23 protein-coding genes are annotated in these 17,538 nt (G+C 62.3%); 12 read left to right on the top strand and 11 right to left on the bottom strand.

From position 1 onward, the window contains the following. Window positions 1-90: 90 nt before the first annotated feature. The 3 genes from NMA58_RS03195 to NMA58_RS03185 form a co-directional block, all read right to left on the bottom strand. Window positions 91-861, bottom strand: a complete 771-nt coding sequence (locus tag NMA58_RS03195; RefSeq protein WP_434713492.1) for a DsbA family protein — start codon at window positions 859-861, stop codon at window positions 91-93. 401 nt (window positions 862-1,262) lie between these two features. After that, window positions 1,263-1,385 (bottom strand): hypothetical protein, encoded by a 123-nt coding sequence (locus NMA58_RS03190; RefSeq protein WP_434712297.1) that lies wholly within the window; start codon window positions 1,383-1,385, stop codon window positions 1,263-1,265. 45 nt (window positions 1,386-1,430) lie between these two features. Next, window positions 1,431-1,922 (bottom strand): DUF721 domain-containing protein, encoded by a 492-nt coding sequence (locus tag NMA58_RS03185; RefSeq protein WP_434712295.1) that lies wholly within the window; start codon window positions 1,920-1,922, stop codon window positions 1,431-1,433. Window positions 1,923-2,030: 108 nt separating this feature from the next. Here NMA58_RS03185 and mutY point away from each other — a divergent pair, with 108 nt between their 5' ends. Genes mutY through NMA58_RS03170 form a run of 3 tightly spaced genes read left to right on the top strand, consistent with a single transcriptional unit; the run spans window position 2,031 to window position 4,110 of the window. Continuing rightward, entirely contained in the window at window positions 2,031-3,122 is a 1,092-nt protein-coding gene (gene mutY / locus NMA58_RS03180) for an A/G-specific adenine glycosylase (RefSeq protein ID WP_434712294.1), read from the top strand. Between the two features lie 2 nt (window positions 3,123-3,124). Further along, complete coding sequence (locus NMA58_RS03175) at window positions 3,125-3,739, top strand: HAD family hydrolase (RefSeq protein ID WP_434712293.1); 615 nt, start codon at window positions 3,125-3,127, stop codon at window positions 3,737-3,739. A 5-nt stretch (window positions 3,740-3,744) separates the two neighbouring features. After that, window positions 3,745-4,110, top strand: coding sequence for a nuclear transport factor 2 family protein (locus NMA58_RS03170; RefSeq protein WP_434712291.1), 366 nt, complete (start codon window positions 3,745-3,747; stop codon window positions 4,108-4,110). Between the two features lie 118 nt (window positions 4,111-4,228). Here the strand turns inward: NMA58_RS03170 and NMA58_RS03165 are convergent, their stop codons facing one another. From NMA58_RS03165 to NMA58_RS03150, 4 genes are all read right to left on the bottom strand, one after another. Continuing rightward, window positions 4,229-5,359, bottom strand: coding sequence for a site-specific DNA-methyltransferase (locus NMA58_RS03165; protein WP_434712289.1), 1,131 nt, complete (start codon window positions 5,357-5,359; stop codon window positions 4,229-4,231). Window positions 5,360-5,515: 156 nt separating this feature from the next. Beyond that, window positions 5,516-5,782, bottom strand: a complete 267-nt coding sequence (locus NMA58_RS03160) for a hypothetical protein (protein ID WP_434712288.1) — start codon at window positions 5,780-5,782, stop codon at window positions 5,516-5,518. 247 nt (window positions 5,783-6,029) lie between these two features. Continuing rightward, window positions 6,030-6,380 (bottom strand): antibiotic biosynthesis monooxygenase family protein, encoded by a 351-nt coding sequence (locus NMA58_RS03155; RefSeq protein ID WP_434712286.1) that lies wholly within the window; start codon window positions 6,378-6,380, stop codon window positions 6,030-6,032. Continuing rightward, complete coding sequence (locus NMA58_RS03150; RefSeq protein WP_434712284.1) at window positions 6,377-6,706, bottom strand: NIPSNAP family protein; 330 nt, start codon at window positions 6,704-6,706, stop codon at window positions 6,377-6,379. Before NMA58_RS03150 ends, NMA58_RS03155 begins: the two co-directional genes overlap by 4 nt. A gap of 68 nt (window positions 6,707-6,774) precedes the next feature. Between NMA58_RS03150 and NMA58_RS03145 the strand changes: the two genes are divergently transcribed. Further along, complete coding sequence (locus tag NMA58_RS03145) at window positions 6,775-7,458, top strand: ArsR/SmtB family transcription factor (protein WP_434712282.1); 684 nt, start codon at window positions 6,775-6,777, stop codon at window positions 7,456-7,458. 51 nt (window positions 7,459-7,509) lie between these two features. Here the strand turns inward: NMA58_RS03145 and NMA58_RS03140 are convergent, their stop codons facing one another. Then, window positions 7,510-7,896, bottom strand: a complete 387-nt coding sequence (locus NMA58_RS03140) for a hypothetical protein (RefSeq protein WP_434712280.1) — start codon at window positions 7,894-7,896, stop codon at window positions 7,510-7,512. A gap of 249 nt (window positions 7,897-8,145) precedes the next feature. Beyond that, window positions 8,146-8,367 carry a hypothetical protein gene (locus NMA58_RS03135; RefSeq protein WP_434712279.1) on the bottom strand — a complete coding sequence of 74 codons (222 nt, stop codon included), beginning with the start codon at window positions 8,365-8,367 and terminating at the stop codon, window positions 8,146-8,148. 254 nt (window positions 8,368-8,621) lie between these two features. Here NMA58_RS03135 and NMA58_RS03130 point away from each other — a divergent pair, with 254 nt between their 5' ends. The 3 genes from NMA58_RS03130 to NMA58_RS03120 are packed head-to-tail and all read left to right on the top strand — an operon-like array spanning window position 8,622 to window position 10,046. Further along, window positions 8,622-9,194, top strand: coding sequence for a hypothetical protein (locus tag NMA58_RS03130; protein WP_085777238.1), 573 nt, complete (start codon window positions 8,622-8,624; stop codon window positions 9,192-9,194). Between the two features lie 54 nt (window positions 9,195-9,248). After that, a complete protein-coding gene (locus NMA58_RS03125; protein ID WP_434712277.1) occupies window positions 9,249-9,593 on the top strand; it encodes a hypothetical protein in 345 nt (114 codons plus the stop codon). A 9-nt stretch (window positions 9,594-9,602) separates the two neighbouring features. Next, entirely contained in the window at window positions 9,603-10,046 is a 444-nt protein-coding gene (locus NMA58_RS03120) for a hypothetical protein (RefSeq protein ID WP_434712276.1), read from the top strand. Window positions 10,047-10,136: 90 nt separating this feature from the next. On the opposite strand, the gene NMA58_RS03115 is transcribed toward NMA58_RS03120, so the two are convergent. After that, window positions 10,137-11,036, bottom strand: coding sequence for a LysR family transcriptional regulator (locus NMA58_RS03115; RefSeq protein ID WP_434712274.1), 900 nt, complete (start codon window positions 11,034-11,036; stop codon window positions 10,137-10,139). A gap of 118 nt (window positions 11,037-11,154) precedes the next feature. Between NMA58_RS03115 and NMA58_RS03110 the strand changes: the two genes are divergently transcribed. Together NMA58_RS03110 and NMA58_RS03105 are read left to right on the top strand one after the other, a co-directional pair. Continuing rightward, window positions 11,155-12,543, top strand: a complete 1,389-nt coding sequence (locus NMA58_RS03110; RefSeq protein WP_434712273.1) for an MFS transporter — start codon at window positions 11,155-11,157, stop codon at window positions 12,541-12,543. A gap of 154 nt (window positions 12,544-12,697) precedes the next feature. Then, complete coding sequence (locus NMA58_RS03105; RefSeq protein WP_434712272.1) at window positions 12,698-13,387, top strand: HAD-IA family hydrolase; 690 nt, start codon at window positions 12,698-12,700, stop codon at window positions 13,385-13,387. Between the two features lie 511 nt (window positions 13,388-13,898). On the opposite strand, the gene NMA58_RS03100 is transcribed toward NMA58_RS03105, so the two are convergent. After that, window positions 13,899-14,546, bottom strand: a complete 648-nt coding sequence (locus tag NMA58_RS03100; protein ID WP_434713491.1) for a hypothetical protein — start codon at window positions 14,544-14,546, stop codon at window positions 13,899-13,901. 72 nt (window positions 14,547-14,618) lie between these two features. Between NMA58_RS03100 and NMA58_RS03095 the strand changes: the two genes are divergently transcribed. The 3 genes from NMA58_RS03095 to NMA58_RS03085 are packed head-to-tail and all read left to right on the top strand — an operon-like array spanning window position 14,619 to window position 17,533. Then, window positions 14,619-14,813, top strand: coding sequence for a hypothetical protein (locus tag NMA58_RS03095; RefSeq protein WP_434712271.1), 195 nt, complete (start codon window positions 14,619-14,621; stop codon window positions 14,811-14,813). Beyond that, on the top strand, window positions 14,810-16,234 hold the full coding sequence (gene thrC, locus NMA58_RS03090) for a threonine synthase (protein WP_434712269.1): 1,425 nt from the start codon (window positions 14,810-14,812) through the stop codon (window positions 16,232-16,234). Before NMA58_RS03095 ends, thrC begins: the two co-directional genes overlap by 4 nt. Window positions 16,235-16,237: 3 nt before the next feature. Continuing rightward, window positions 16,238-17,533 carry a M16 family metallopeptidase gene (locus tag NMA58_RS03085; protein ID WP_434712268.1) on the top strand — a complete coding sequence of 432 codons (1,296 nt, stop codon included), beginning with the start codon at window positions 16,238-16,240 and terminating at the stop codon, window positions 17,531-17,533. Window positions 17,534-17,538 lie beyond the last annotated feature (5 nt).

Below are 17,538 nucleotides of genomic sequence, written 5' to 3'. Positions count from 1 at the left end.
GGACGAGGGGGCCACACCCGCAAACTGCGCTGAAAATGAAAAACGGGCGCACGGCTTTCGCCGTCGCCCGTTGTGGTCGAACGATCCGGTTCAGATGAGGCTGTCGATGAGCTTCGACATGGTGTCAACCGGCATGTCTCCAGAATAGCGCTTGCCATTGATGAGGAAGGTTGGCGTGGCGTTGACGCCGAAATCCTTCGATCCCCTTTCCCGCGTGGCGTTCACTTCATCCAGAAGCTTCTGGTTCGTCAAGCATTTCGTGAAGCTATCCTCAGTAAATCCGGCAAGCTTCGACATCTGCAGCAGTGCCGCGCGGCCGTCATCGGCGGCGGCCCAGACCTGCTGCTGCTTGAACAGCATCGAAACCATCGGGAAATACTGTTCCGGCGTGCTCAACTGCTCCGGATTGGAGGAACTGCAGCGGGCGAGCATGAAGGCGGCCGCCGCACGCGGATCGAACGGGAATTCGCGGATGATGAACTGCACCTTGCCGGTGTCGACATATTTCTGCTTGATGGCGTCGAAGGTGGTGTTGTGGAAATGGGCGCAATGCGGGCAGGTCATCGACATATATTCGACGATCTTGACGGGCGCGTCGGCCTTGCCAAGCGCCATTTCCGGCAGCGCGCCGGGTTTCAGCACCTCGGCCATATCGACATCGCCGTCGGACTGCGGCATGTCCCCCGCCGAGGTGGCTGCCGTCTTGATGGTATCGACATTGGTGCCGTCGGCCATGGTCTTGCCGGAAGACGAAGCATCGGCAGCGTCCTTGCTGTCGTTGCAGGCGACAAGCACGGCGGCAGCTGCGGCGATGGCAATACCGCTGAGCAGGCGGCGTTTCGTCAGTTGCATTTCGGACATCTGCATGGGTTCCCCATAACTAATGAGATTGACGGCGTGACTGTGCGATATAACGGCTTGCGGCCGCCCACAAGGCACGGTTCGCCAACTTCCTTCAAAGAATTGTGACCGCGGGAAGACGACTAGACCAAAAATTGCAGGATTGGAGGTTTTGCTTTTCACCACGATGGATTCGGACGCTCATAGTCATCAGCCACGACTTTGCGGTTCTTGTCGACAGCTGCCCCTCACCCTAACCCTCTCCCCGTGAACGGGTAGAGGGGACGAGCCTAACGGAAGGTCGAGATAGAGGAGGCCGGCGCGGCATATCCCTTCGCCCCGTTTACGGGGAGAAGGTGGCGGCAGCCGGATGAGGGGCTGGTGCCCGCAATCTCCTGAGACTGAAGTGACGGAGGGCGAGCTTAACCGCCACTTTTGTCGGCCTTCATCCGTTCGGCATGCCGGCGTTCGAGCCGCTCGAAGACGACATCGGCATCAATATCCGAACCCGGATCCTCGATCGCCTCGTGGATTTTTCGACGCATGATTTCATCCGTCACATCTTCTTTCCGATCGAACACGCGCCGCATTCACCGTCCCCGCTTGCCCATCACCGCAGTTCCCAGTCGCTCAATCGCCTGGCGCAGCTTGTCGCCCTCTATCCCCTCCATCATGCCTTTGAGCTTGCGGGCGGCTTCGCCCTTCAGCGGCGGCGGGGTGCGGGAGCGGTGGACGGCCTGGGAGACCGGCTTCTGGACGATGCGGATCTGGTGGATGGCGGCGAAGCCGAAGAAGCTGTTGATGCGCTGGATGAGTTCGCCCTGGGCATGGGTGAGGAAGAGCGCGCGCGCCCCTTCGCAGGCAATCGTCAGCACGCCGGGGCGGAAGCTGCCGTCATCGCCGCCGCCGCGGGCCCAGGCGATTTTCTCCGGGCGGGTGCAATCGGCAAAATCCTCGCCGGCGATTTCGCTCCACGAGCCGAGCAGCGCCGTGTTGATGCCGGCGCGCCGGGCAAGGACCGGATCGATCAGCCTATTCGCCAGCTCGGAAATCTGCTTCACATCTTTGCGTGGATAACTCATCGAAAACCTTGGTCGCCCCGACCAACCGCACAGGGAATTGGCAGGGCCGACTTGATCGCGCGCCATTGCTTCGCCAAGTATAGGGCCTTCCCTCCATCGCGGCAAATCATGACGACCACGACACTCGACACGCCCTCGGCAAAGCCCCTCCTCGACTGGTACGACCGCCATCACCGCGATCTGCCCTGGCGCGTTTCGCCCGGCATGGCGGCGCGCGGCGTCCGCGCCGATCCCTACCGGGTGTGGCTGTCCGAAGTGATGCTGCAGCAGACCACGGTGCAGGCGGTCAAACCCTATTTCGAGAAGTTTCTCCGGCGCTGGCCTGACGTCACCGATCTCGCCGCGGCCGACAACGACGAGGTGATGGCCGCCTGGGCGGGCCTCGGCTATTACGCGCGCGCCCGCAATCTGAAGAAATGCGCCGAAGCGGTGGCGAGGGAACATGGCGGCGTCTTTCCCGATACAGAGGAGGATCTGAAATCGCTCCCCGGGATCGGCGACTATACGGCAGCGGCCGTCGCGGCCATCGCCTTCAACCGGCAGGCTGCCGTCATGGACGGCAATGTCGAGCGGGTGATCTCCAGGCTTTATGCGATCGAAACACCGCTTCCCGGCGCCAAGCCGCTGATGAAGGAGAAGGTGGCGCTGCTGACGCCGCCGGACCGGCCGGGCGATTTCGCCCAGGCGATGATGGATCTCGGAGCGACGATCTGCACGCCGAAGCGGCCGGCCTGTTCACTCTGTCCGTTCCGAGACGCCTGCCAGGCGCTGAAATTGTCCGATCCCGAGCTCTTTCCGGTCAAGGCGGCGAAGAAGGAAAAGCCGGTGCGCCATGGCGCGGCCTTTATCGCGGTGACCAGAGAGGGCGAAATCCTGCTCCGGCGGCGCGGTGAAAGCGGCCTGCTCGGAGGCATGACCGAGGTGCCGACGACGGCCTGGACGGCGCGGCTCGACGGCGAAACCTCGGCGGCGGCCGCTCCTTTCGCCGCCGGATGGCAGGCCAGCGGCACTGTTACCCATGTCTTCACCCATTTCGAGCTCAGGCTTGCCATCTGGCGGGCGGCGATTGCCCAAAAGCCTGACATGGATGACGGATGGTGGGAACCCGTTACAAATCTTGAAGCGCAGGCCTTGCCGACAGTCATGAAAAAAGCGATCGCAGCGGCTATTCCTCTCGCATTCAAAACATCCAGGGCATAAACATGACCACCGAAATAAAGCATATCGTTTTCGATATCGGCAAAGTCCTCATTCATTACGATCCCAATCTACCCTTCGCCCGCCTCATTCCCGACGAGGCCGAGCGCAACTGGTTCTTCGCCAATATCTGCACCCATGACTGGAACGTCGAGCAGGACCGCGGCCGTACCTGGGCGGAGGCCGAAGCGCTGCTGATCAAAGCGCATCCGACACGCGAGGAGCATATCCGCGCCTTCCGCAAATACTGGCACGAGATGGTGCCGCACGCCTATGAGGAGAGCGTCGCGATCATGGAGGGCCTGATCGAGGAGGGCTGCGACGTGACGATGCTCACCAACTTCGCCTCCGACACGTTTCGCGAGGCGCAGGTGCGTTTCCCCTTCCTGACGAAACCGCGCGGCGTCACCGTTTCCGGCGATGTCGGCCTCATCAAGCCTGACATCGCGATCTACGAGACGCATACGAAGAGCTTCGGCCTCGACCCCGCCGCGACGATCTTCATCGACGACGCGCCGGCCAATGTCGAAGGCGCCAAGGCTTTCGGCTGGAACGCGGTGCTGTTTTCGGGCGCGGATAAACTGCGCAGCGATCTCGCCGCCCACGGCGTGAAGGTCTGATATCAATGGCCTTCGACCCGGCAGAAGAAATCGAACGCTTCCACGCCGCCATCAACGCGCTGGATTTTCCCACAATCGAGGACTATTTCGCCGAGGACGCGACCTATGTCTCGAACGGCGTCGGCAGCCTTGCCGGGCGCACCGAGATCCTGGCCGCCTTCCGGCGCTATTTCGACGATTATCCCGATCAGACGGCCGAGAATTCGCTGGTGGAAAACCTGACGCCCCTCTCCGGCCGCGCCGTCTGGTCGCTCCGCGCCACCCACAGCCGCACTGGCCAGCCGCTGGTGCGCGAGGGCGAGGAGACGATCACCTTCAATGAAGACGGCCGCATCACGCGCGTCGAGGTCACCGATTACAAGGCGTTTTGACGGTGCAATCCGGACGCTGAAATAGAAGACGCCCGAGGTCGGAACCCCGGGCGCCTTGGCCTTCTTCCGCAACTGGAGGAAACCGGAAGAAGGTATTTCGATCCCGCGAAGGCGCTGCTCAATCCACCTTTGCCAGATCACTGCGGATGACGGACCTGAGCTCGTCGATCGGGCGCAGGGACTGCCCGTCTTCGAAATGCCAGAAGGTCCATCCGTTGCACGCATCGAGACCCTGCACCTTGGCGCCGAGACGATGAATGGAGCCGGCCTCGCCGCCGGAGGCGACGGTGCCGTCGGCGCGAACGATGGCGCTGTAGCGGCGCTTTGCGTCGGTCAGCACCTGGCCGGGCTTGATCAGGCCGCTTTCGACAAGCACGTTGAAGGCAACGCGCACTTCGGCCTTCTTGCCGGTCATGACGGTCAGTTCCGCCTTCCCCAGCGGCTCGACGGCGGCAATGCGGGCCGAAGCCGCATCGATGTAATCCTGCTCCCGCTCGATGCCGACGAAGTGACGGCCAAGGCGCTTGGCGACCGCACCCGTCGTTCCCGAACCGAAGAAGGGATCGAGCACGATATCGCCGGGCTTCGTCGAAGCCATGATGACGCGGGCAAGCAGCGCCTCCGGCTTCTGCGTCGGATGCACCTTCTTGCCATCCTCGCCCTTCAGCCTCTCATTGCCATTGCAGATCGGGAAGAGCCAGTCCGAGCGCATCTGCACGTCGTCATTGGCCGCCTTCATCGCATCGTAATTGAAGGTGTAGCCCTTGGCCTTGGCATTCGGGCTTGCCCAGATCATCGTCTCATGGGCGTTCTGAAAACGGCGGCCCTTGAAATTCGGCATCGGATTGGTCTTGCGCCAGATGATGTCGTTCAAGATCCAGAAATTCAGATCCTGCAACGTGGCGCCGACGCGGAAAATATTGTGGTAGGAGCCGATCACCCAGATCGAACCTGTCGGCTTCAGCACCCGGCGGCAGGCGAGCAGCCAGGCGCGGGTGAAGGCGTCATAGGCTTCGAAGGAGGCGAACTGATCCCATTCGTCGTCGACCGCATCGACCAGCGACTGGTCGGGACGGTGCAGCGTTCCGCCGAGCTGAAGATTATACGGAGGGTCGGCGAAGATCACATCAACGGAGTGGTTGGGCAAGGCTTCAAGGGCGCTCACGCAGTCGCCCTTGATGATCGTGTCAACCCAGGAGTCCGCCTTGACGGAAGCCTTGAGGTCGGCAAGCGGAAAAACTGACGCCATTCTGATACTCACTCATACGCTTTACGCTTAACTCTCCGTTATGGTTACCCAACTTAGTTACCAAAGCCTGAAGCGATGACCGAATTCGGGAATTTATTGTGGCTGCCGGGGTAACCGGGCGCAGGTCCCATCGGACCGAGGGCATCTGTCATCTTTTTATTCCAGATTTTCCCTCACATCAGAAAAACTCAGCATCGAGTCAAACATCAGTTCATATTCCAATGATATAGTATCCGTTATTTTATTACCTTTAGTTCTTCTCATCTCGCAACTAACTTTCTTCTCAAAATAACTACCATTTTCGCTACACTCACCGTCAATTTCACTTGGATTGCCGTTGATCAAACCAGCAGCATCTGAGATTGCTCGCTCCGGGAATGTAACTCCAACGCGATCAGGATATTGGATAAACGTGACAATCATCGAGATGACGTAAAATGCCAAGACAATGAAGATAAAGGAAAATATAGCCGTCCAGGCAAATTTAACGATCCTTGAAGTCCACACAGTTCGGTTTCCGGTCTGGTTTCAGATGAAGACCGTAGATAGCATTCTCTTCATCATCTGACGGATATAATTTGCTGTCACGCGCGCGCCAGTTGCGTGACTGCCAAGAGGCCATAGATAAGCAACTTTCAGGGCGCCGGTGGCCCGCCGGAGCGGCTCTGCATCATGCCGCATCATGGACTTTGCGGCTGTCGGCCGGCGCCTCGTCGCGTTCGAACATGCCGTAATCACGCACGACACTGGCGATCCGCAGGCGGTAATCGGCGAAGACGCCGCCGCGGCCGGCCTGCTGGGCGGCCCGGTGGCCCTCGCGATTGCGCCATTCCTTGACCGCCGCCTCGTCGCGGAAGAAGGACAGTGACAGCAGCTTGCCGCGATTGGTGAGGCTTTCGAACCGTTCGATCGAGATGAAGCCGTCGATGGTTTCGAGCTCGGCGCGCAGCTCGCCGGCGAGATCGAGATATTTGTGGCGTTCGCCCATATAGGGCACGACTTCGAAGATGACGGCGATCATGGCAGCTCCAGCTTGGCGTGGGGAGCGGAGACGTTTTTCAGGAAGATGCGGTCCTCCTTGAGGATGAAGCGTTCGCGTCTGGCAAATTCGTAATTCTCGCGGCCGAGTGGGTCGGCGGCCAGCCTGGCGCGATAGGCTTCGTAAGCGGCGAGGCTTTCGATGTTGTAGACGCCGAAGGCCGTCGTCGCCGAGCCCTCATGCGGGGCGAAATAGCCGATCAGATCGGCGCCGTTGCGAGGAATCGCCTGGCCCCAATTCTCGGCATATTCGGCAAAGGCTTCCTTCCTGAAGGGGTCGATCTCATAACGGATAAAGCAGGTGATCATCGGGTTCTCCTTTGTGCTTCCCGTTTTCGCACATTGCCGGACGACGATGCTTCGGTTACGATCGAAGTATGAAGGAAGGACCAGACATTGCCCACATCGGCGCGCTCATCGGTGATCCCGCTCGCGCCAACATGCTTGCGGCGCTGACCGGCGGGCGGGCGCTGACGGCGACCGAGCTTGCCGGCGTCGGCGGCATCACCGTGCAGACGGCAAGCACCCATCTCGCCAAGCTCGAAGCCGGCGGCCTGATCGCCCAGCGCAAGCAGGGGCGCCACCGCTATTTCACGCTGGCCGACGAGGCTGTCGCCCGGCTGATCGAAAGCATGATGGGCTTTGCCGCCGGCCGCGGACATCTGCGCCACCGGCCCGGTCCGAAGGAGCCGGCGCTGCGCAAGGCGCGCATCTGCTACGATCATCTCGCCGGCGATTACGGCGTGCGCATGCTCGACAGCCTGATTGCCTCAGGCGCGATCGAGGCGGTCGGAGAGGGCCTTGCGCTGACTGATAAGGGCGCGAGCGATCTCGCCCGCATCGGCATTGACATCGGCGGCCTCAGATCCTCGCGGCGTCCGCTCTGCCGCTCCTGCCTGGACTGGAGCGAAAGGCGCGCCCATCTGGCCGGCAGTCTCGGCAAGGCCCTGCTTGCAAGTTTCCTCGACAGGGGCTGGGCGCGGCGAACGACGGAAAGCCGCTCGATCCTCTTTACCCCGGAAGGCGAGCGGCAATTTCTATTGCTTTTTCCGGCTGGATAGACTGGCTGCAGATCTGCAAAAACCTGCCACGAAGTTGCGGACGGTGCTCCATTATGCCCTTGCGGTCTTTTCACCTTCCTGCCGCACATGCGCCCGCAGCGCCGCCAGCGTCAGCGCCAACGCCGCGTGATTGCTCTCGGCTTCACCCAGGACGCTTTGGCCTTCCGCCGTTTCACGCAGTTGAGCACCGTAAAGCGGATCATCCGGCGTCTGTCGGGCGCGGGCGAGGTGCCAGATCGCATCCGGCCGAATTTCCCGGCATAGATCGATGGCGTGATTCACGTCATGGGTGAACGGCCGCGCCATCAGGAAGCTGTGCTCAGACCTGATGCTGCTCGGCAGGTAGTCGCGAGGGCCGTCGAAATCCTTCGGCTCGGCCGGCCGGCCGTCGGGCATATCCGTCCTTTCCAGGGTTTCGATGATATCCTCGATCGTCATACAGTCTTCCTCTTCGTTCACTTTCGGGCATGCCGCGTCCCTCCCACGGCGGCGGTGGTTTCATCTTCCCGGAGCGCCAAAGGTAGCCCTGGCAATGTTGCTGGTTGCCGATCAACCGAATTTCATCGATTTCCCACTCGCCTCGCTTGAGTTGCCGCCCCTCAGCGCCCGCTCCGGTCGAGCCACGCTCGCATTCGGCACGAGCGCGGTCCCATCGGGCGTCCTTTGCTGGCGCGCGAAGCCATCAAGCTAGCAGCCTTTCTTTCGCATCTTCTTTTCGATCTTTGCCTTCCTTTCAGGCCCGTCGCCGGCATGTTTTCCGCCGGTCAAACCATGATCCATCATCGCCTGCAGCTGCGCACAGCTCTTGTGATTGTGGTGCTTGCCGCCCTTCGCGGTGGCATCGGCGGACGTGAATGCAAATAGCAGCGCTGCGGCCGCCGCTGATCGAAAAAGAGCTGACAGCCTCATGGTCCCTCTCCTCTTGTCGCCCATAGTAGGATCAAGCCCTTGGACCGGCAACGCTGCTCGTGTCGCGCCGCTGCAGAACAGCATTGCTAATTTCTTCGCCGCCAGCCGATCGCGATCGGGATCAGACCAAAGTCGGGGTTTTATCCGACCGAGGGCTTAAGAGAGGAACAGTGAGGTTTAACCGAAGTTTGCCATGGAGCTATCCATCCACTCCGGATGCGAAAGCGCTTCAAGAACAAACGGAGGAATATCCTATGATGAAGGTAACACATCTGGCATTGGCAGCGGCCCTTCTGGCCGGCACGGCGGCGTCCGGCTACGCCCAATCGTCAAGCACGGTCGGAACCGGCGGTTCGTCGGCAGGCGGCGGAACTGCGAGCAGCACCGTCGGTACTGGTGGCAGCTCTGCCGGGGGCACCTGCCCGGCCGGCACGACCAACTGCAATTCCGGCTCGTCCTCGACCCTCGGCACTGGCGGCTCGTCGGCTGGCGGCGGCACATCAAGCAGTTCCGTCGGCACCGGCGGTAGCGCTGCTGGTTCGGGGTCCGGCTCGGGCTCTGCTTCGACGCTCGGCACCGGCGGTTCATCGGCCGGCGGCGGCACGTCCAGCAGCAGCGTGGGAACCGGCGGTAGCGCCGCAGGTTCGGGCGATGCCAATTCCGCTTCGAGTGTCGGAACCGGCGCATCGTCGGCGGATGGAGACAAGACCGGCAGTACTGTCGGCACCGGCAGCAGTGCCGCAGGCTCTTCGCACGACAACAAAGGCAAGAAAGGCTGCGCACCGGGCCAGGTCAAGAAGGACGCCGCCGGCACTAAAGGTTGCTGACGATGTCGGCCGGCGCCTTGATGGCGCCGGCCAAAACCTTTGGAGATGAAAGCAATGACCAGATTTCCGACAATCGCATTGACGGCATCGCTCGTGGCGATCGGCGGGCAGGCCATGGCCGAGGAGATCAAGCTCGACGACGGAACGACGTGCACCGTCGTCCAGTCCCAGGCGGGCGACATGTCCACCACCGTCACCGCCGGCAACGGGCATGTGTCCTCGTCGACCACGACAGGGAGCGGTTCGGCCGGCTCCGCCTCGTCATCGGCCTCCGCCGGATCCTCGTCGAGTTCGGGAAGCGTCGACAGCTATTCGACCGCCAGCGTTACCCGGCCCGACGGCACCGTCATCACCAAACGTTCCGATGGAACCTGTTCGGTGACGAAACCAAAGAAATAGGAGATGGCAATGAAACCTATCAATGTTATTGCTGCCGCCTCGATCGCACTGCTCGCATCGAGCCCGGCCGTTCTTGCAGAAGAGTGTAATGCGGCAGGAACCGTTGGAACGGCGGGAAGCGCTGCTGTCGGCGGCACATCCGCGAGCTCCGTCGGGACGGCCGGCGCCTGCCAGACTGACGGCGGCACGACATCGTCGATCGGATCCGGCGGAAGTGCCGCGACGGTCGACGGAAAGGCGCAAAGCAAGACCCACATCAATGACAATGGCGACAAGCTGAAGGCGCAGACCAAGGCCCAGGCGGTCGACCAGGGCACGTTCAGCAAGTCGCGCACCAAGACCAGCACGGACGGCGACAGCTTGCAAAGCACAACGCGTACGATGTCGCATGTTCCCGGCGAGAAGCCGGTGAAAGGCACCACCACTCAGAAGATCATCTTGCCGCAACAATAAGGTAAGTGGGCTCACCTCTCTTGAACAAGGTGAGCCGTGCCCTTATTCCGGGCAAACGGGGAAAAGCAGTTGTCTTGGCTCGGCGCTTCCTCAGTTCATGGCGTTGTGGAAAGTCTCGAAAATCAGCGCCCGCAGCCAGCGATGGGCGGGATCTGCATCCATGCGAGGGTGCCAGGCCTGGACGATGTTGAAAACCGGCACGGCGACAGGCAGGTCAAAGGTCCTGATCCCGCTGATCGGGGAAGACTTGCAATAGGACTTCGGGATAGAGCCGATCAGATCGGAAGCCGCAGCAACGGCGATCACCGCCGGGAAACTCGGGACGATCAGCCTGACATCCCGGTAAAGGTCCAGCTCGGCGAGCGCCCTGTCGACGGGACCGGCATAGTCCGCTTGCGGCGAGAAGACCACATGACCACAGGCGGCATAGCCCGCAGCCGTTAGCCCTGCATCGAAGATCGGATGCCCCGCCCTTGCGACACCGACGAACCGGTCCTCGAAAAGACTCTGGCAACGCAGCTCCCCGCCGTCCCGCGGCAGGACACCGATATCCAAATCGATTGCCGCGTCCCGCAAAGCCTGAACGTCCTTGTCCGATCGCGGCGCAAAACGAAGCCTTATCCCCGGCGCGGCGTTGGCCACGGCGGCGCTGAGGTCGGCGGCGTAGAGAAGCACGAAGGCCTCATTGGCACGGATGGTGAAGTCGCGCCGCACTTCCCGGATTGCCACGGTCGATGGCGGACTCAGCACCGCTTTCACGGCGTCCTTCAACACCTGTACCTCTTCGGCAATCGCCAGGGCATGCGGTGTGGCGACCATGCCGCGCCCGGCCGGCACCAGGATCGGATCGCCGAGTGCCGCCCGCAAGCGCGACAGCGTCCGGCTCATGGCCGATGTGCTGAGGCCAAGCCGGCGAGCGGCGGCCGATACGCTCTGCTCGCGCAGCAACGCATCCAGCGCCACCAGAAGATTGAAATCGAGATCGGACATGGCGCTATTCTATCAGGCATGGCGCTGTATGCAACGGTCAATTGCTTCAGTTGCGTCTGGCGCAGGAGATCGACGAGGGCTAATGAATCGGCCATCCCATAAGCATCCCGGAGTTTCCATGTCCCTCACCTGCACCCCCCCGATCTCTCAAGATGGCCTGGCGTCGCCCCGACGGTACCTGGCTGTCGCCCTCCTGCTTCTGGCAATTGTTCTCGTCGTTCTGGATGGGGCGATCGCCAATGTCGCCTTGCCTTCGATCGCGCTTTCGCTGCACGCGCAAGCGGATAGCACCGTATGGGTCGTCTCCGCCTATCAGCTGGCCGTGCTCGTCGCCATTCTTCCCTGCGGGGCGCTCGGCGAGATCTACGGCGCGCGCAGGGTCTTCCTGATCGGCGTCGCGCTGTTTACCGCGGCGTCCGCAGCCTGCGCCTTGGCGGGCGATCTGCCCGTGCTGATCCTTGCTCGTTTCGCGCAGGGCCTTGGCGCGGGCGCGATCATGGCCCTCGCGATGATGAACCTGCGCCAGGTCCTGCCGCAGCACATGCTGGGTCCGATCATCGGCGTCAATGCCATGATCATCGCCATTTCCTCGGCGGCGGGCCCGGGCCTTGCCGGCGCCATCCTTTCCGTTACGAGCTGGCCCTGGCTGTTTGCGGTCAACATACCGCTAGGCATCATCGTTCTCTTCGGCGGCGGCCTGCTGGGGCAGGTCGAAGGCGCGAAGCGGAAGCTGAATGCGAAGGTGTTGCTGGCCAATACAGCGATGTTCATCCTGTTCTTTTCAGGCGCCGATCGGATTGCGACCGCGCCGGTCAGCGGCGCCGCCCTCATCATGGCGTCGCTCGCCTGCCTGTTCAGCCTGCTGCGCCTCGAACGGAACAGTGACGTCCCGCTCATTCCGACCGATCTCCTGGCCGCACCGGCATTCCGCGTATCGGTCGTCGCCTCGATTTTCTGCTTCTGCGGTCAGATGCTGGGCACCATCGCGCTCCCCTTCTACATGCAGCACAGGCTGCACATGACGCCGGTTCTGGCCGGTCTCTACATGATGGCCTGGCCGGCCGCGACTGCTGTCATTGCGCCGGTCTCCGGACGCCTGGCAAACCGAGTCAAGACGGCATGGCTTTGCGCCATCGGCGGGGCGCTGTTGGCGCTTGGTCTGCTGGTGGCGGGCCTGACGCCGCCCGATCCGCGCGGCATCGCCTTTGTCGTCGGCACCGTGGTCGCCGGCCTCGGTTTCGGATTGTTCCAGACGCCGAACAACCGCATTCTGCTTCTTTCGGCACCGAAAGCCAGAAGCGGTGCGGCCGGCGCCATGCAGGGTACCGCGCGGCTTCTCGGCCAAACCCTGGGCGGGATCTCCATGTCAATCCTATTTGCAACATTGCCGTTGTCGACGGCACTCGACTTTGCGGTGGTCATATCGGGCGGCTGCGCAGCCGCAGCCAGTTTGGTCAGCCTGAGCCGGGCGCGCTACGAAGTGGCGGGACAGCCCGGAGCGTCCTGAACGAGCTTCTGGTCATCCGGGTGGAAGCGGGCTTTACGGAGCCGGTCGCCTGCCGCATCGCAGCCATGCTTGAGATCAGGTTGAGCTTTGGCCGGCCATCGTGTAAAGCCGCAGCATCCCCGGACAAGACCAGATTTCCAGCAAGGCGTGAACAATGGACGGCTTCGATCTCATCATCTTCGACTGCGACGGTGTTCTCGTCGATTCCGAAATCATCGCGGCCGAAGTTGAATCCGCGCTTTTGACGGAGGCCGGATATCCGATCGGCGTCGAGGAAATGGGCGAGCGTTTCGCCGGCATGACCTGGCACAACATCCTGCTGCAGGTCGAGCGCGAGGCCAGCATCCCGCTTTCGGCTTCCCTGCTCGACAAGTCCGAGAAGCTGCTCGACCTCAGGCTGGCGAATGACGTCAAGGCGATCCCAGGCGTCGAATTCGCCGTCTCCAGGCTGCCGATGAAGCGCTGCATCTGCTCGAATTCGAGCATGAAGCGGCTCGACATGATGCTGGGCAAGGTCGGCCTGAAGCCGCTCTTCGCGCCCAACATCTTCTCCGCCAAGGATCTCGGCGCCGACCGCGTCAAGCCGAAGCCGGATATCTTCCTGCATGGCGCAAGCCGCATGGGCGTCTCCCCCGAGAAGACCGTCGTGGTCGAGGATTCCGTCCACGGCGTGCACGCGGCGCGCGCCGCCGGCATGCGCGTCATCGGCTTTACCGGCGCCTCGCACAGCTACCCCGCCCATGCCGACAAACTGACCGATGCCGGCGCCGAGACGGTGATCTCACGCATGAACGACCTGCCGGGCGTCGTTGCAGCGCTTGCGGCCTGGGAAGGCGTGCTTTAAGGCCTCGGCCATTCGCTCGGCTGCTGGCCCCTCAAGCCTGGGATGACGGAGTGTGTGGTTGGCTTTGTTGCCAAACGCATCGGCGTCGCAGCTTGTGAGACGTCGCTGAGGTTTGTGAAGGACGCTCCTCCCGAAGCGCTGGATCTGGCGTCGCTTCATCGCCGTAGCTGAGCCGATGTGCCCAGACACCACCTCTGATGCGGCGGCGGACTAATGCATCCGGCACCACCTCTCTGCACGCCGCGGAGTTATCGATCGCGGCACCACCTCTCCTCCGTCATCCCAGGGCTTGACCCTGGGATTCATGCGGCGGGCACGGCGTGGAAAGGCACGACATCCAACTGCAGGAAAATCACAGAAGCCGAATGCCGGGTCGTGGATCCCAGGGTCAAGCTCTGGGATGACGGAGTGTGCGATGTTGCCAAACGCACCGGCGGCGCAGCTTTTAAGACGTCGCTATTACCGAGGCTTGTGAGGGGCGCTCCTGCCGAAGCTCGTGCGAATGCAAAATCTAGCTGCTCTTCTTGCTCTTGGCTGGCTGGGTGTCGAAGCCGATGTTGACGCGCACCAGCGCGCCGGCGCCGACGGGCATCTTGATGCCTTCCTTGCGGAAGATGACCTGCGTGCCCGGCGAGCCCGCGGGGATTTCAGTCGGGAATTTAGTGACTTCGGAGTAGAGCACGTTCTCGCCGTCGAGAACGCTGACGCGGATCGGCAGCGTCACCGGGCCGGGGGCGCCGGCCGGGCCGGTGATCAGGCGCAGCTGGGCGACGACGGTCATCGTCAGATTGGTGTCGTTCAACATGCACTGGCGGGTGTAATCGCCGAAGGAGGCCTGGACGACGATCTGCTGCGGATCGTCCTTCTTGCCCTTGGCGTAAGTGCGGAAGATCGCATCCTGATCGCGCATGAAGATCTGCGGGCAGGCGCCTTGGACGACGGGGGCAGTCGTGCCCTGCGCGGTCTTGGCAGTGCCGATCGACGGATTGTTCGAGGAGGGGTTGGCGGGCGCCAGCGGCATGATCTGGGCGTTGCCGTTCGACTGGGTGGGCGCAGCCTCCGGTTTGCTGTCGCCGCCGATGCCGAGCGAATTGCAGCCGGCGAGCAGGGCGGCAAGAGAAGCGGAGACGATGAGACGCGAGACCTTGCCGAGCACGATATTCCACCCCTTGCACAAGCGTTTCTTGGTGGCCCCATGTCTTTTGCGTGAGGCCTTTCACGACGGTTTGCGATGGTCTATATCAGCGGCTCAAACAAAAATCGATTGGGTACGCGCCGTTTTGATGCACTTTTCGCCGCCGGATGCGGGCAACTTCAACAAGATAACGGCGATCATATGTCCGCAGCGCCGCGCCCACTCGGTTTCCGGCAAAGCAAGCCATGGCCGGGCCTGGCCGGATTTCTTTCAGCGATAGATCAAGGATGACCAACGTGGATTATATCTCGACCCGCGGCGAGGCCCCTTCCCTCGGCTTTTGCGACGCCCTGTTAACGGGGCTGGCGCGCGACGGCGGGCTCTACGTTCCCCGTGAATGGCCGCACTTCTCCAAGAAGGAGATCCGTGCGCTCAGGGGCAAGACCTATCAGGAGATCGCCTTCACCATTCTCTCGCCCTTCACCAATGGCGAGATCCCGGAGGCGACCTTCCGGGCAATGATCGACGAGGCCTATGGCACCTTCCGCCATCCGGCGATCGCGCCGCTCATCCAGACCGGGCCGAACAGCTTCGTCATGGAACTGTTCCACGGTACGACGCTCGCCTTCAAGGACGTGGCGATGCAGCTGCTCGCCCGGCTGATGGATTATGCGCTGGAAAAGCGCGGCGAGCGGGCGACGATCGTCGGCGCCACTTCGGGCGACACCGGCGGGGCGGCGATCGATGCCTTCGCCGGGCGCGAGCGCACCGATATCTTCATCCTCTTCCCGCACGGCAAGGTCTCGCCGGTGCAGCAGCGGCAGATGACGACCTCAACCTCTCCGAACGTGCATGCGCTCGCCGTCGAGGGCAATTTCGACGATTGCCAGAACCTGGTGAAGGCGATGTTCAACGATGCGGCCTTCCGCGACAAGGTCCGTCTCTCCGGCGTCAACTCGATCAACTGGGCCCGGATCATGGCCCAGATCGTCTATTATTTTACGACGGCGGTGGCGCTCGGCGGCCCGGACCGGAAGATCTCGTTCACGGTGCCCACCGGCAATTTCGGCGATATTTTCGCCGGCTACTGCGCCAAGCGCATGGGCCTGCCGATCGACCGGCTTGTCATCGCCACCAATGAAAACGACATCCTGACGCGGACGCTGAAGACCGGCCGCTACGATATGAAGGCGGTCAAGGCGACAAGCTCGCCGTCGATGGATATCCAGATCTCGTCGAACTTCGAGCGACTGCTGTTCGAAGCCTATGGTCGAGACGCCTCGAAGGTACGCGCGGCGATGGAAAGCCTCAAGCAATCCAACGGCTTCGAGATCGGCGGCCAAGCGCTGAAGGCGATTCGCCGCGACTTCCGGGCCGGGCGCGCGAGCGAGCGGCAGGTGGCCGAGACGATCCGCAAGACCCATGCCGAGACCGGCTACCTGCTCGATCCGCATTCGGCGATCGGCGTCTTCGTGGCAAAGAAGAAAGAGAAGCCGAACACGCCGATGGTGACGCTTGCGACCGCGCATCCGGCGAAATTCCCGGTTGCCGTAAAATCGGCCAGCGGTATTGACCCGGCGCTTCCGACGTGGCTTGCTGGTCTGATGCAAAGGGAGGAGCGCTTCCAGATCATCAAACCGGAGCTGAAAGCCGTTGAAACCTTTATCGGCCAGCACGCCCGCAGCGAGACGACAGCAGGCGCAGAAAGATAGCCAATGACAGTTGAGTGCACCCGGCTCAAATCCGGGCTGACAGTAGTCACAGAAACCATGCCGCACCTGGAAAGCGTTGCGCTCGGAGTCTGGATCAAATCGGGATCGCGCAACGAGACGGAAGACGAGCACGGCATTGCCCACCTGCTCGAACATATGGCCTTCAAGGGCACGGCGCGGCGTACGGCCCGCCAGATCGCCGAAGAGATCGAGGATGTCGGCGGCGAGGTCAACGCCGCCACCTCGACCGAGACGACCTCCTATTATGCCCGGGTGCTCAAGGACCACGTGCCGCTCGCCGTCGACATCCTCGCCGACATCCTGACGGAATCGGCCTTCGAGGAGGAGGAGCTGGAGCGTGAGAAGCAGGTGATCCTGCAGGAGATCAACGCCGCCAACGACACGCCCGACGACGTGGTGTTCGACCGTTTCTCCGAGGCCGCCTATCGCGACCAGACGCTCGGGCGCGCCATCCTCGGCACGCCGCAGACCGTCGTCTCCTTCACGCCGCAGCAGATCCGCACCTATCTCGGCCGCAACTACACGACCGACCGGATGTTCGTGGTGGCGACCGGCGCCGTCGACCACCAGGAATTTCTGCGCATGGTCGAGCAACGTTTCGCCAGCCTGCCGACGCAGCCTTCAGCGCCGCCGGTCATGGAAGCGGCGCGTTATGTCGGCGGCAGCGTGCGCGAGCCGCGCGACCTGATGGACGCGCAGATCCTGCTCGGCTTCGAGGGCAAGCCCTACCACGCGCGCGACTTCTACTGCTCGCAGATCCTCGCCAATATCCTCGGCGGCGGCATGTCCTCGAGGCTGTTCCAGGAAGTGCGCGAATTCCGCGGCCTCTGTTATTCCGTCTATGCCTTCCACTGGGGCTTTTCCGATACCGGCATCTTCGGCATCCATGCCGCAACCGGCGGTGAAAACCTGCCGGAGCTGGTGCCTGTCATCATCGACGAACTGCACAAGTCGGCCAACGAGATCCACCAGAAGGAGATCGAACGCGCCCGCGCCCAGATCCGCGCCCAGTTGCTGATGGGCCAGGAAAGCCCGGCCGCGCGTGCCGGCCAGATCGCACGGCAGATGATGCTCTACGGCCGGCCGATCTCCAATCCGGAGATGATGGAACGGCTGGAGGGCATCACCATCGAGCGGCTGACCGACCTCGCCGGCCGGCTGTTCTACGATACGGTGCCGACGCTTTCGGCGATCGGGCCGCTGGAACAGCTCGCGCCGATGGAAGACATCATCGCCTCGCTTTCGGTCCCGGCGCCGAAGACGATGCAGGCCAGCTGAGCCGA

This window comes from Rhizobium sp. YTUHZ045 (genome assembly GCF_051124255.1).
GTDB lineage: Bacteria > Pseudomonadota > Alphaproteobacteria > Rhizobiales > Rhizobiaceae > Rhizobium.
The sequence above is the reverse complement of the archived record's forward strand: the minus strand, read 5'-3'. Positions and strand labels throughout refer to the sequence as shown.